A 12,268-nucleotide genomic window follows, 5' to 3' on the forward strand; every position below is an offset into this window, starting at 1 on the left:
ACGGCATGCGCGCGCGATGAGCGCGTCCTTCGGACGGTTTGCGCGCGTGATGAACGCGTCGTGCGGACGATTTGCGCGCCCGATGAGCGCGTCGTGCGGACGGCTTGCGCGCCCGAGCTGCGCGTCCTGCGGCAGCTGGCGGAAGCGATCCTGTTCGAAGGGATCGGCGAGCATGACACCGCCCGCGACGAAACCTCGGGACGGCTGGCCTCGGGACAACTGACTTGGCGCGTCGGCGGGCGCCGCTTCCGCGCCACCGGCGCGATCGGCCCGTTCGGGCGCCCACGCCTCGATCCGTCGACCCTCGAGACGGCCGAGGCCGGGGGAGCGTGGCGCCCGGCCGACCTCGCGGCACTCGTTGACGCCCTGCCGGCGCCCCCCGAGCGCCGGGAACGCCTGCTCGCCGAGTTGCGCCAGACGGTGGAACTCTGCCGCTGGAACGCCGAGACCCTGTCCCCGCCGGACCGCCGCGCCCTCCCCTTCGCGACCCTCGACGGCGCCGTCTGGGAGGGACACCCCTACCATCCCTGCTTCAAGGCACGCACCGGGTTCACCCTGGCGGACCATCGCCGCTACGGCCCCGAATGCGCCGAGCCGTTCCGGCTCGAATGGCTGGCCGTGCGCAAGGATGCGATCGCCCTCTCGCTGCCGGGCGCGCAGGCCGGGTTCCACAGCGCCGAACTCGGCCCGGACTGGGACGTGCTGGAGCGGCGCCTCGTCGAGGCCGGCCATGCGTTCGACACCCACGCCCTCCTGCCCGTCCATCCCTGGCAGATGCGCCACCTCGAAGAGGGACCGCTGCGGCCGTGGCTGGCGGAGGGCCGCGCCATCGCGCTGGGCGTCGCCGGGCCGCGCTACCGCGCCAGCCAGTCCCTGCGCACGCTGCACAATCTCGACGACCCGCGCGCGGGCAGCGTGAAGCTCGCCCTGAGCGTCGTCAGCACGTCGAGCCTTCGTACCCTGGACCCGCGTTTCGTGCTCACCGCCCCCGCCCTCTCGGCGTGGCTGGCGGGGATCGTCGCGGGCGATCCATTGCTGCGCGGCCGCTACCGGATGGACGTCCTGCGCGAATACGCGGCCGCGCTCGTCGACCGGGACGGACCGCTCGCAGGCCGGCTCGCCGCGATCTGGCGCGAGAGCGTCGCGCTGTCGCCCGGCGAGGCCGCCCTGCCCTTCAACGTCCTGGCGACGCGCGAGGCGGATGGCACCGCCTTCGTCGCCCCCTGGCTCGCGCGCTACGGCCTGCGGGCGTGGCTCGACCGATGGGTCGAGGTCGCGGTGCTACCGGTCTGGCATCTTCTGGTGGCCCACGGGGTCGCGCTGGAAGCTCACGGCCAGAACACGATCCTGGTGCATCGCGACGGCTGGCCGGAACGGGTGATCCTGCGCGACTTCCACGAGAGTGCGGAATACGGGGTCGATTTCGTATCGGATCCCGCCCGCGTGCCGAATTTCGGCGCCATCGATGCCGCCCATGCCGGTCCGGTGGACGATCGCTTCCACGCCATGCGCTCGCCCGCCGTCCTCGGCGAACTCGTCACCGACAGCCTGTTCGTCTTCAACCTCTGCGAGGTCACCGACCTCGTCCATCGCACGCATGGGCTCGACGAGACGGATTTCTGGCGACGCCTCGGCCACCGGCTGAAGCGCCATGCGGCCGAGCACGGGCTGGAGGACCGGCTGGCCCGGCTCGCCATCGACGCCCCGCGGCTGCGGGTCGAGGCGCTGCTCTCGCGAAAGCTCGGCCTCGACGAGGAACGGTGCAGCCGCCTCGTGCCCAACGCCCTCTTCCCCTCCCCCAGCGATTCCTCGGGACACCCCATGATCGAGATCGACGGACGCAACGTCGGTGCGGACGAGATGGATGCCGCCATCCGGCGCATCGCAGAACAGGCGCGCCTGTGCGGCGGCGGCGAGCGCATCGCCGCGCGCTTTCGCGACACCGCCGAGGGCCTCGCGCTCATCCTCGCCGCGCGCCGCATCGGCGTCACGCTGCTGCCGATCCACCCGGCCGTGCCTGACGAAGGCGCGCGGCGGCTCGCCGAGCGCGCCGGCTGCCACCGCCTGTTCCTCGACACGCTGGACGGCGAGGTTTTGGGCGGTGCCCCGCCGCCGGTTCCGGGCGAGGGCCGGCTCCTCCAGATGAGCTCCGGCACCACGGGCGAACCCAAGTGCATCGCCCGCCCCTGGAGTGCGGTGGAGCGCGAGATCGAGAGCTACGTCGCGGCCTTCACCGAGCCGGACGGGATGACCCCGGTCGTCGCCTGCCCGATCACCCATTCCTACGGGCTGATCTGCGGGCTCCTCGTCGGCCTGCGCCGCGGCCGCGCGCCGGTGGTGGTGGACACCACCAACCCGAAATACCTCCTGCGCCGCCTGCGCGAGATCGACCGCCCGCTGCTCTACACCTCGCCGGCCATGCTCCACACGCTCGCCCGGCTGCTGCCCGAGGGCGAGTCCATCCACGCCGCGATGGTCTCGGGCACGCTTCTTCCCGCGCCCTGGTTTTCGGCCATCCGGGCCCGCGTCGTCCACCTGTTCCAGCAGTACGGCTGCTCGGAAGCGGGCTGCATCGCCGTCAATCCGGACCTGCGACGGGCAGACGCGATCGGCTACCCGCTGCCCCATCACCGCGTCCTGGCAGGCGCGAGCGCCGAGGGGCCCGCCGAAATCGTGGTGGAGGGCGAGGACGGCCCGGTCCGCACCGCCGATCTCGGCTACCGGCGGCCCGACGGCATGCTCGTCTTCGTGTCGCGCATGGACGACACCATCAACGTGTCCGGCCTCAACGTCTATCCCGGCGAGGTCGAGGACGTGGTGATGGCGATGTCCGGCGTCACCGATGCCGTGGCCTTCGCGCGTCCCGATCCCTTCGCCGGCGAGCGGGTGACGCTCCTGTTCAGCGCCGACGCGCCGGTGCCGCCACGCGCGCTCCAGGACTGGTGCCGCCGCTGGCTCGCCGGCCACCAGGTGCCGGTCGAGGCGGTGCAGGTGCGCGCGATCCCCCGTCAGGCCAACGGCAAGATCTCTCGCCGCGAGGTCGCCGACCGGTACGAAAACGGCCGCCTCGGCGACCTCGTCGCGGAGGCCGTGGCATGAACCGGGACACCGTCGTCGCGGCCATCGGCACGATCCTGCGCGAGGAGATGAGCCACCCCCACCTCGATCGGTTCGGGCCGGACGCGCGGCTGAACGAGGACCTCTATCTCGACTCCGTCCAGCTCCTCCAGCTCATGCTGTCGCTGGAAACGAGCCTCGCCCTGTCGATCCCGGAGGAGGCCATCGGGCGGCAGGACCTCTCCACCGTCGCCGACCTCGCCGCGCTCCTGGCTCCGGGCGGGCAGGACGACCGGGCGGCCGCAGCCGGCGAACCGGCGGCGCCCGCGGACGGCGTCCACGGCGAAATGCCCTACGACCTCAAGATCCACTGCTTCGTCAGCTGCCTGTGCGACGGGCTGAAGGCGCGCGGCATCGACCACCGCCCCTTCTACTTCCTGATCTGGGATGCCGAGTTCGCGATCACCGACGGCTTCCGGCTCGCCTACCACTCGGACGCCATGGACCACGAGTCGTTCCGCTACTGGTTCGAGCGGCTCTACGGCGTGCCGCTGCTGGCCTGGTACGACCACTCCCGCTCCAAGGACCGGAACGTGGCGACCCTCCTCGAGTGCCTGGAGCGACGCCCGCCGGACGAGTGCATCATGGTGATGCTCGACATGTTCCACCTGCCGGAGCGCGAGAACAAGTTCAACCAGAACCCCTTCCCGCATTACCTGCTGGTGGAGCTCTCGGAGGATCCCGCCGTCTGGAAGGTGCGCGATCCCGATTTCCGCTGGGAAGGCCCGATCGCGCGCGACACGCTCCTGAACGCCATCCGCCAGCCGAGCGTCGCCGGCGGCTACCGGTTCGATCCCTCGCTCGGCCACCCCCCGGCGGATGCCGACCTCGCGGCCTTCTTCGAGGCCTGCTTCCGCCCCGAGGCCAACCCGCTGATCGACGCGGTGCGCGCCATCGTCTCGGCCCATGCCGAGGGCCGCGGCGGCCTCGCCCTCGCCGATGTCGACGGGGCGCTGCGCGAACTGCCGGTGATCACCATCCGCAAGTGGGCCTACGAGCACGGCTTCGCCTTCTTCTGGCGCGCCCTGGGCTGGCCGGACAGCGCGTTCCAGCGGATCTGCGACGAGATCGAGGCGCTGGTGAACGGTCTGACGGCCCTGCACTACGCCGTCCTGAAGCTCGCCAGGACCCAGGATCCGGCGCAGGTCGCCCCGATCCTCGCCAAGCTCGACGCGCTCGACGCGGTGGAGTTCTCCCTCAAGCGTCGGCTCGGGGACGCCTACGAAGCGTGGCGCGAGGCCCGCCCAGGCCTCGGCCGTCCGTCCTCCCACCGCGAAAGGCTGACCGCATGAGAGTCTCGCTCTGCACCATCAGCTTTCGCCACCACCTCCTGTCGATCGGCGAGATCGCCCGTTTCGCGCGCGGCAGCGGCTTCGACGGCATCGAGCTGTGGGGGGTGCATGCGCGCAACCTCGGCCCGGGCGATCACGGCGAATGGCTCGCGGCCTACGGCCTGCGCGTGCCGATGCTGAGCGACTACCTGCCGCTCGACGCGCCGCCCGAGGCTCTGATGGAGCGAACCGCCGGCCTGTGCCGGCTCGCCCGGCAGTGGCGGGCGCCGCGGCTTCGCACCTTCGCCGGCACGAAAGGCAGCGCGACGACATCGCCCGAGGAGCGCGCCCTGATGACGACCCGCCTGCGGGAATCGGCGAGCCACCTGGCCGACCACGGCATGCGGCTCCTCGTCGAGACCCACCCCGACACCCTGGCCGACACCGCCGCATCGCTCATGCGCCTCCTCGAGGAGGTCGACCATCCGGCGCTCAAGGTGAATTTCGACGCGCTCCACGTCTGGGAAGGCGGCGACGATCCGCTCGCGGCGCACGACGGCCTCGCGGAGCACATCGACTATTATCACCTCAAGAACGTCCGGGCCCGCCCCGACCTCGGCGTCTTCGAGCCGGCCAACGTCTACGCCGCGGCCGGGCGACGCGACGGCATGACCGGACTTTTCGAGGGTGCGCTGGACTACCGGTCGTTCCTGGACGCACTGGACCCGAACGCCGAGGCCTCCCTCGAATGGTTCGGCGATGCCTGCTTCTCCGTTCTGCCGACCGACCTTCTCGCGCTGCGCGACGTCACCGCCAGGCGCCGCAACGCGCTCGGGTTCCAGATGGATATCGCCGGGTGACCGGATGTCGATCGGCGCATCGAGAGCCGAGCATCGCGCCCAAGACGATCAACGCCAGTTCTACGGAAGAAGACATGCTCCAATCCCGTGCCGTCGTCCCCACCCCCCATGCCAGCCGCTACCTCCAGCAATTGTGCAAGCACTGGGCGCACAGGTTCGAGACCGCGTTCACCGACTCGGACGGCCGCATCGCGCTGCCGCTCGGCGAGACCCGGCTCAGCGCCAGCGCCGAGGCCCTGACCATCGACCTGACGGCGCGGGACACCGCCGACTTGTCCGGCCTCCGCGATGTCGTCGCGCGTCACGTCGAGCGCTTCGCGTTCCGCGAAACGCTCCGCTACGACTGGACCGAGGCGGCCTCCGGCACGCGCGATGCCAAGGAGCCGTCGCAGTGACCCACCCGCAAGGGAGAACGGACGTGATCACCCGCGCCATGCGCCAGGGGGACGCCGCGGACCTCTTCGAAATCTACAACCAACCCGCCTTCCGCTTCGGAACGCTGGCGCTGCCTTACGAATCCTTCGAGGCCGTCAAGACATGGGCGGAGCCGCGCTCGCCGCGGGATCTCCACCTGGTCGCGGAACGGGACGATCGCGTCGTCGGCGCGGCGGCCCTGCGCCCGTTCTACGGACGGCGTGCCCATGCCGCAGAGTTCTGGCTCGCCGTCCATGAGGATTTCATGGGCGCCGGCATCGGCTCGCGTCTCCTCGCCGCGATGATCGACACGGCCGACAACTGGCTCAACATCAACCGGATCGAGATGACCGTCTTCGTCGACAACGCGCGGGCGATCGCCCTCTACAAGAGGTTCGGTTTCGAGATCGAGGGCACGCACAAGGCGGCGAGCTTCCGGAACGGCGCGTTCGTGGACGTGCATTGCATGGCACGCGTGAGATTCCCGCAGGCGATCTGAGACCCCGTTTCATAGGGTTCGGCGATCCGAAAGCCTTGAACACGACGTCTTAGCGAAATCCGGACACGATGACGCCGGCCGGCCTGGTCAACACATGCCCCACACGCCCTATGTCGTGTGATCTCACCGATTGAGATCTGAACCATGTGGTACCTCTACGGCTTCGTGCTGCTCGCTGGCGTGGCCAATGCCGTTCAAGCCGGACAGAACGGGGCGCTGTTCAAGGGGTTGGACGAGTCGCTGACGGCCGGGCTGGTTGTTGTGGCTGGTACCGCTACCTGCATCCTTGCCGTGGGATTGATCTTCGGCAAACTCGCGTGGCCAACGGCGGCCCAGGTCGTGGCGATGCCCTGGTGGGCGTGGTTCGGAGGTTTCCTCGGCGGAGGCATCATCCTGGCCCAGTTCGTCGTTGCCCGGCAGATCGGGGCCGCGCCGTTCCTTGGAATGCTCGTGACCGCCGGCGTAATCACCTCGATCTTGCTGGATCATTTTGGATGGGTCGGCTTCGATGAGCACCCTGCCAGCCCATGGCGGATCCTTGGCGGCCTTCTGATGATCGCCGGCGTCGCGCTCGTTGCGCTCTTTTAGTCGATTCCGGACTTGAATCGACGTGTGTCGTCTGCATCGCGCAGAACGATGCGGGATCAGAGCTGGCCTCAGGACCGATACGCATCGCACGCCACCCCGGCGCAGAACATCCACTCGCCCGCCCGGTCGTTGACGCACGTGCGGGTATCATCGCGCGATCCGGGCAGATGGTAGATCCGCTGGCCGCCGGCCGAGATGTTGCTCTCGATCGTGCAGCCGCTCTTACCGGTCGGGGGCGTTACGATCTCTGTCCGCCTGTCCTCGCCCCCGGCACGTTGGGCCGGCGCCGCTCGGTTGGCTCCCGGAATGGGCCAGCCCATATCCCGGTCCGTAGCGCCTTGGCCGTCAGCCTGGCATTCACGTCGTCTTCGCCATAGCGTCGGAACGCGACAGCGTGGCCTTCTCGGGCCACCCAAGCGTTCGGATCCCCGCCCTCGATCCCGGACACGGCCAAGACCCGGCCATAGCGGTCTGTATCGCGCGGATCGAAAGCGAGAGACCGCTCGCCGATCCGTTCGGCGAGCGCCAAGGACGCTGCCTCGTCGCACCGGCAATCCTTGCCAGCAACGTCCTTTCAGCGCTGCCCGCTCTCGGGCCCTTCGGCGCCGTGCAGCCGGATCCGCGTGCCGCGGACGTCGAGCGTGTCTCCGTCGATCACCGCGGCACGACCGACGACCGGCTCGGCAAGAACCGGTGTGGTGCGAAGGAATGTGACACCGGGAGCGGACCGTGCCTTACACGTCTTTGTTTGCGGCGGAAGCGACGAGACGTGGGGTTTGTTGATGCTGCACAACCCGCCACTCTTCATGTGCGAGTCGGCGATAGGTCGAGGTGCAGTGCGCTTCGTAGGTTTCACCGTCTTTCGTCGCCTTGACGGTGTAGGCGATGACGATCAATCCCTCTTGCGGCCTGGCTATCTGTCCATTGTCGATTTCCACGTCGGCCCACCGCGGTGTGTTCGCAACGGCCTCGATTGCTTGCCTGCCAGTGAAAACGTAGGGCGGTTGCGGCAATGCCATCAGGCATTCATCGTCTACCAACTCGCGATAATGATCGGCGCCACCCGTCCACAGGCTCTTCTCGAACGACCAGACCCGATCATCGTCCATCGTGCTCTCCTTGCGACTGTCCAACGTCGAGAGAAGCTGGGGGTGAGGGGATCGTTCCTGTTCGGGGTGCGCTTTCGCCATCGACACCACCGCGGCCGCGACGCGCTTCAAGACGCCTTTGATAGGTCGATCTCGTTTCCGGCGACTTCGGCTTGCAGGTCGCCGCCTTGCCGGGCGAGCGAATGGATCCCTTCGCCCTGCCATGCGATGACGTAGCCGAGGTCGCCCATGGCTTCGTCGAGCAGCGAGGTCGAATCGTCGCCGCACATCGAGGAGTGCTCTTCGAGCTTGGTGCGGATCTGAGCGATGACACGGTGATCGGGTGCTCCGTGCTTGGCCCAATAGGCGTCAAGCACGTTCATGGCTTGGTTGACGGTCTCGATCACGGCGGCACTCCGACCTCGGTGCGATGGCATATGGTGGTCCCTCACCCTCGGGCCTATGGCGCCGGGTCGATGAGCGTGCCGCTGGCGGGCTTCTCGATGCCCGGGGCCGACCCTGCGAGGCGGGCGACATCGCGCCGGCTTGCCTGCCCCCAGGGCTGCGCCATCTCCGTGGGCGACGGCATTGCCGTCTTCTGCTCGCAGTGAACTCCTCTTCCCCGTAGGCCGCATGGCAACCTTCTTCACGGCCGACACGCACTTTGGCGATGCGCCTCTCGTGCACCGGCGCCGGAATGCTTTCGGCTCCGTCGAGGGTCATGACGAGGCGCTGATCGATCGCTGGAACGCGGTCGTCGGAGCATCTGACGAGGTCTGGCACCTCGGTGACTTCGCCGCCGGCGCCAGCCGTGAGCATTGTGCCACCGTGTTCGCTCGCCTCAACGGCATCAAGCGCCTCGTGCGCGGCAACCACGATACGAACCGCGTGCTCGACCTTCCGTGGGCCGATCCGCCCGTCGAGAGCGCTCGCATCACGGTACAGGACGCCGAGGGCCGGCCATGGCGGCTCTTCCTCTCACATTATCCGCACCGGTCCTGGCCGGGGTTCTGGCGAGAAACCCGCCACCTCTATGGCCACACGCATGCTTGCCTGCCGGACACCAGCCGGTCGTGTGATGTCGGCGCTGACGCCTGCGACTATCGACCCGTCGCTCTCGGGCGCCTTCTCGCACGCCAGGAGGCGGCCGAGAATCCGCCGGAGGAGATGGCGATACGGGGCCTCCGCTGAGGTGACCCTGACCCACCAAACCGGTCCACGCCGAGCGCACGGTTTTCGGGCATCCTGAACCCTCAAGGAGGGTGGATGCCATGCCTCGCGAACGCTTCACGAACGAACAGATCGCCTTCGCCCTGCGGCAGGACCGCCCGGCCCGGAACGTGGGCTCCATCCAGCGGTTCGGGTCCCCGGGGAACGGTTCCCCGGAGCGCCACGGCCTTGCAGGCACCGACATCAGTCTTTCGTTTCCTCGTCGCGGAGAGCGAGCCTCGGGAAGCCCGTGGGAAGCGCCGCGACAGCGTCGGACGGTCATCCGGCGAGACCTACGTCGCTATGCTGGGCCAAATCGCGCCCGGCGCCGTTTGCCACCGCATCATGCCCGCGGACGCGGATTGCACCCTTCCGGACGGCGAGAGCCTGGCCGGATACGACGCGGTCTTCCTGTCCGGGTCGCCCTTGTCACTCAACGAGGAGACGCCGGAGGTCCGGCGCTCGCTCGCGTTCATGGGAGCCCTGTTCGCTTCCGGGACGCCGTCCTTCGGGTCCTGCGCCGGTCTGCAGATGGCAACCGTCGCCGCGGGCGGCACCGTCAGGCAGAACCGCAACGGTCCCGAGGCGGGCTTCGCGCGGCGGATCGTCCCCACCGAGGCCGGGCGGTCGCATCCGTTGCTGAGGGGTCGGCCCGCTGCCTACGATGCGCCCAGCATCCATACGGACGAGGTCGAGACCCTGCCGCACGGCGCGACCCTCCTGGCACTGAACCGGTCCACAATGGTCCAGGCCGCGGAGATCCGGCACGACGGGGGTATGTTCTGGGGCGTGCAGTACCATCCCGAGATCGGGCTCGACGAGGTCACCGGGGCCTTGCGCCGACAGGCCGACGACTTGGTGGAGAGCGGCCTGGCACGGACCCGGCGAGAGGTCGAGGACCAGGCCGATCTGGTCGAGGCCCTCCACCGCGAGCCCGACCGGCGCGACCTGGCGTGGCGGCTCGGGCTGGACGATCAGGTCACGGACGACGCCAAGCGGCGGACCGAGATCGCGAACTTCGTCGAGGCGCTGGCCATCCCCACGCGGAACGGCAGGCGGTGACGCCGATGGGCCGAACCAATGCCCGACCGTCGCATGGCGCGACCCACGAAAGCATCATCGACAGCGACCGCAGGACGGATAGGGAGTAAGGCCGGCGGGCCGTGGAGGTCGCCCGGTCTTTTCCAGGGGACGCGGGCAGCGCTTCAGCCACGCTCGCTCATGTTGTCGGCCATGCGGTCGCAACAGCAGCCACCCTCCTTCTTCATGGACCCATGGTTCATGGCCATGTTCCGGGTGGACGCACCCGCCGGCATCCTGAATCGGCGTCGAGCGACATCCCGCAAAGCCGCAAGGAGACCATGTTCCACCTGATTTTCGGATTGCCCTGCCTGTACGTCATCATCAGGGTGCTCTGGCCCCTGCCGTGGCCGTTCGCGCTGAAGGCGGTCGTCGCCGTCCTCCTGTTGATCGCGTCCCAATATCACCTGTGGAGCCGCCTTTCGTCTGGCTCGGTGTTCGCACCCGAGTTCCCACGCGCGCTGATCGTGCTGTTCAACTGGGCCTTCGGCGCCATCGTCCTCGTGGCGGCGATGCAGGTGGCGCTCGACGTCGTGGCGTTGGCCACCAGGCTCCTGCCCGGCGGCGGATGGGCGATCCCGACCGGGTTGCGCTACGCCGAGGCGGCGCTGGCCATGCTCATGTCGGCGGTGGCGGTACACCAGGCCGTGCGAGTGCCGCCCCTCAAAGACATCACCGTCGAGATCGACGACCTTCCGGCCAGCTTCGATGGTTACACCCTTCTCCAATTGACCGACCTGCATCTCAGTAGGTTGTTCCCGGCGGGGTGGGCGCGGGAGGTCGTGACACGATCCAACGAACTCGGCGTCGACCTCATCGTGGTCACCGGCGACCTGATCGACGGGTCCCTCGACGCCCGTCGCGCCGACGTCGAACCGCTGCGCGATCTGCGCGCCCCCGATGGGGTCTGGGCGATCCCCGGCAACCACGAGTATTTCTTCGCGTACGCGGCGTGGATGCGCCACTATGCCGACCTGGGTCTGAGCGTGCTCGAGAACCGGCATACGGTCCTGAGGCGCGGGACCGATGCCATGGTGCTGGCGGGCGTGACCGACCTGTCCGCCTCGCATTCCGGCCAGCCGGCGCACGACCTCGACGCAGCCCTGGCCGGTGCGCCGTCGGGCGCGCCCATCGTCCTCCTCGACCATCAGCCACGGGACGCGAGACAGGCAGCCGCGAAGGGTGTGGCCCTGCAGCTTTCGGGGCATACGCACGGTGGGATGATCTTGGGCCTCGACCGGCTGGTCGCGCGCGCCAACGGCGGGTTCGTGTCGGGCGCCTACGCGGTCGGCGGCATGACGCTCTACGTCAACAACGGCACGGCGTTGTGGCCAGGCTTCGCCCTCAGGCTGGGGCGCCCGTCCGAACTGACGCGCATGACGCTCCGGTCCAGGCCCCGACGTTAACCGACCAGTACGACGGCCTTGCGCTCGTAGGACGGGCGGTCGATCTGACCGACGATGAAGTGCGCCACGTCGGCCCGGGAGATCAGGCCGTTGCGCCACGACGACGGATCGGAAAGGACCTTGTAGCGACCGGTCGCAGATCCGGGCGTCAGGACGCCGGGCCTGACGAACGTCCAGTCCAGGGCGCTTCTGCGGATGCGCATCTCCTGCGCGTCCTTGTCGTCGTAGGCCCGTCCGAAAACCAGGCGGAAGGGCACGCGCTGCAGGAAGCCGATCGCCTCGCGGCTGTCGCCGGTGCCGAAGCCCGTGACGGTGATGACCCGTCGCACGCCTGCCGTCTCCATCGCCGGCACCAGCACGTTGGTGGCGTCCGAGAACAGGGTCACGGGACCAAGCAGGTCCTTGACCGGCACCCCGAGCGCCTGGACGACGACGTCGACCCCGACGAGGGCCGACGCCACATCCCCGGCATTCAAGGCGTCCCCGGAGAATCGTTCCAAGCCCGCCCCCGCAAGGGCTATTCCTGCGGCGGACCGTGCGAAGGCTCGGACGCGATGCCCAGCCGCCAGGGCCGCCTTCACGGTCTCAAGGCCGATGCCCTTGCTGGCACCAATGACGAGGACGTGGGCCATGTGCTTCCTGCGAGATGCGAAATACGACTAGACCCGACGTGGGGAGGTCGCGCCATGCGGTCACTTGACCAAGCGCCGACATCCGCGATGCCTGCATTCACGCT

Annotated in this window: 14 protein-coding genes; 9 read left to right on the forward strand and 5 right to left on the reverse strand. The window is 68.9% G+C overall.

All coding sequences use genetic code 11. The features are described 5' to 3' along the window. The first annotated feature begins 93 nt into the window (after window positions 1-93). The 6 genes from ASG40_RS14570 (at window position 94) to ASG40_RS14595 (ending at window position 6,749) form a co-directional block, all read left to right on the forward strand. Complete coding sequence (locus ASG40_RS14570; protein ID WP_244480626.1) at window positions 94-3,099, forward strand: IucA/IucC family protein; 3,006 nt, start codon at window positions 94-96, stop codon at window positions 3,097-3,099. Beyond that, on the forward strand, window positions 3,096-4,409 hold the full coding sequence (locus ASG40_RS14575) for a DUF6005 family protein (RefSeq protein ID WP_055887094.1): 1,314 nt from the start codon (window positions 3,096-3,098) through the stop codon (window positions 4,407-4,409). Before ASG40_RS14570 ends, ASG40_RS14575 begins: the two co-directional genes overlap by 4 nt. Continuing rightward, entirely contained in the window at window positions 4,406-5,248 is an 843-nt protein-coding gene (locus ASG40_RS14580; protein WP_055887097.1) for a sugar phosphate isomerase/epimerase family protein, read from the forward strand. The genes ASG40_RS14575 and ASG40_RS14580 overlap by 4 nt, the downstream gene beginning before the upstream one ends. 74 nt (window positions 5,249-5,322) lie before the next feature. Continuing rightward, entirely contained in the window at window positions 5,323-5,643 is a 321-nt protein-coding gene (locus tag ASG40_RS14585) for a DUF2218 domain-containing protein (RefSeq protein WP_055887100.1), read from the forward strand. Window positions 5,644-5,681: 38 nt separating this feature from the next. Further along, complete coding sequence (locus ASG40_RS14590; protein WP_055887449.1) at window positions 5,682-6,161, forward strand: GNAT family N-acetyltransferase; 480 nt, start codon at window positions 5,682-5,684, stop codon at window positions 6,159-6,161. Between the two features lie 144 nt (window positions 6,162-6,305). Further along, window positions 6,306-6,749, forward strand: coding sequence for a DMT family transporter (locus tag ASG40_RS14595; protein ID WP_055887103.1), 444 nt, complete (start codon window positions 6,306-6,308; stop codon window positions 6,747-6,749). A gap of 238 nt (window positions 6,750-6,987) precedes the next feature. Here the strand turns inward: ASG40_RS14595 and ASG40_RS22470 are convergent, their stop codons facing one another. From ASG40_RS22470 to ASG40_RS22440, 4 genes are all read right to left on the reverse strand, one after another. Beyond that, entirely contained in the window at window positions 6,988-7,278 is a 291-nt protein-coding gene (locus ASG40_RS22470; protein ID WP_338011781.1) for a thermonuclease family protein, read from the reverse strand. A gap of 205 nt (window positions 7,279-7,483) precedes the next feature. Next, window positions 7,484-7,858 carry a hypothetical protein gene (locus tag ASG40_RS14605; protein ID WP_055887453.1) on the reverse strand — a complete coding sequence of 125 codons (375 nt, stop codon included), beginning with the start codon at window positions 7,856-7,858 and terminating at the stop codon, window positions 7,484-7,486. Between the two features lie 107 nt (window positions 7,859-7,965). After that, the gene (locus ASG40_RS14610; RefSeq protein WP_055887106.1) at window positions 7,966-8,244 is read right to left on the reverse strand and encodes a hypothetical protein; all 279 of its coding nucleotides are present in this window, start codon (window positions 8,242-8,244) and stop codon (window positions 7,966-7,968) included. 53 nt (window positions 8,245-8,297) lie between these two features. Continuing rightward, entirely contained in the window at window positions 8,298-8,426 is a 129-nt protein-coding gene (locus ASG40_RS22440) for a hypothetical protein (protein WP_274533836.1), read from the reverse strand. 44 nt (window positions 8,427-8,470) lie between these two features. Here ASG40_RS22440 and ASG40_RS14615 point away from each other — a divergent pair, with 44 nt between their 5' ends. The 3 genes from ASG40_RS14615 (at window position 8,471) to ASG40_RS14625 (ending at window position 11,532) form a co-directional block, all read left to right on the forward strand. Beyond that, complete coding sequence (locus ASG40_RS14615) at window positions 8,471-9,028, forward strand: metallophosphoesterase (protein WP_055887109.1); 558 nt, start codon at window positions 8,471-8,473, stop codon at window positions 9,026-9,028. Window positions 9,029-9,391: 363 nt separating this feature from the next. After that, the gene (locus tag ASG40_RS14620) at window positions 9,392-10,108 is read left to right on the forward strand and encodes a type 1 glutamine amidotransferase (protein ID WP_244480627.1); all 717 of its coding nucleotides are present in this window, start codon (window positions 9,392-9,394) and stop codon (window positions 10,106-10,108) included. A 299-nt stretch (window positions 10,109-10,407) separates the two neighbouring features. Next, a complete protein-coding gene (locus tag ASG40_RS14625) occupies window positions 10,408-11,532 on the forward strand; it encodes a metallophosphoesterase (protein WP_055887115.1) in 1,125 nt (374 codons plus the stop codon). Here the strand turns inward: ASG40_RS14625 and ASG40_RS14630 are convergent. Continuing rightward, window positions 11,529-12,164: an NAD(P)-dependent oxidoreductase gene (locus ASG40_RS14630; protein ID WP_055887119.1), complete on the reverse strand. Its 636-nt coding sequence runs from the start codon at window positions 12,162-12,164 to the stop codon at window positions 11,529-11,531. The two genes, ASG40_RS14625 and ASG40_RS14630, sit on opposite strands and share 4 nt — an antisense overlap. Window positions 12,165-12,268: the final 104 nt, after the last annotated feature.

This window comes from Methylobacterium sp. Leaf399, assembly GCF_001424525.1.
GTDB lineage: Bacteria > Pseudomonadota > Alphaproteobacteria > Rhizobiales > Beijerinckiaceae > Methylobacterium.

Bases quoted from the DNA above. Each gene is read 5' to 3' on its own strand.
- ASG40_RS14575 (WP_055887094.1), top strand. From the start codon at position 3,096: ATGAACCGGGACACCGTCGTCGCGGCCATCGGCACGATCCTGCGCGAG.
- ASG40_RS14580 (WP_055887097.1), top strand. From the start codon at position 4,406: ATGAGAGTCTCGCTCTGCACCATCAGCTTTCGCCACCACCTCCTGTCG.
- ASG40_RS14585 (WP_055887100.1), top strand. From the start codon at position 5,323: ATGCTCCAATCCCGTGCCGTCGTCCCCACCCCCCATGCCAGCCGCTAC.
- ASG40_RS14590 (WP_055887449.1), top strand. From the start codon at position 5,682: ATGCGCCAGGGGGACGCCGCGGACCTCTTCGAAATCTACAACCAACCC.
- ASG40_RS14595 (WP_055887103.1), top strand. From the start codon at position 6,306: ATGTGGTACCTCTACGGCTTCGTGCTGCTCGCTGGCGTGGCCAATGCC.
- ASG40_RS14605 (WP_055887453.1), bottom strand. From the start codon at position 7,858: ATGGACGATGATCGGGTCTGGTCGTTCGAGAAGAGCCTGTGGACGGGT.
- ASG40_RS22440 (WP_274533836.1), bottom strand. From the start codon at position 8,426: ATGCCGTCGCCCACGGAGATGGCGCAGCCCTGGGGGCAGGCAAGCCGG.
- ASG40_RS14615 (WP_055887109.1), top strand. From the start codon at position 8,471: ATGGCAACCTTCTTCACGGCCGACACGCACTTTGGCGATGCGCCTCTC.
- ASG40_RS14620 (WP_244480627.1), top strand. From the start codon at position 9,392: ATGCCCGCGGACGCGGATTGCACCCTTCCGGACGGCGAGAGCCTGGCC.
- ASG40_RS14625 (WP_055887115.1), top strand. From the start codon at position 10,408: ATGTTCCACCTGATTTTCGGATTGCCCTGCCTGTACGTCATCATCAGG.
- ASG40_RS14630 (WP_055887119.1), bottom strand. From the start codon at position 12,164: ATGGCCCACGTCCTCGTCATTGGTGCCAGCAAGGGCATCGGCCTTGAG.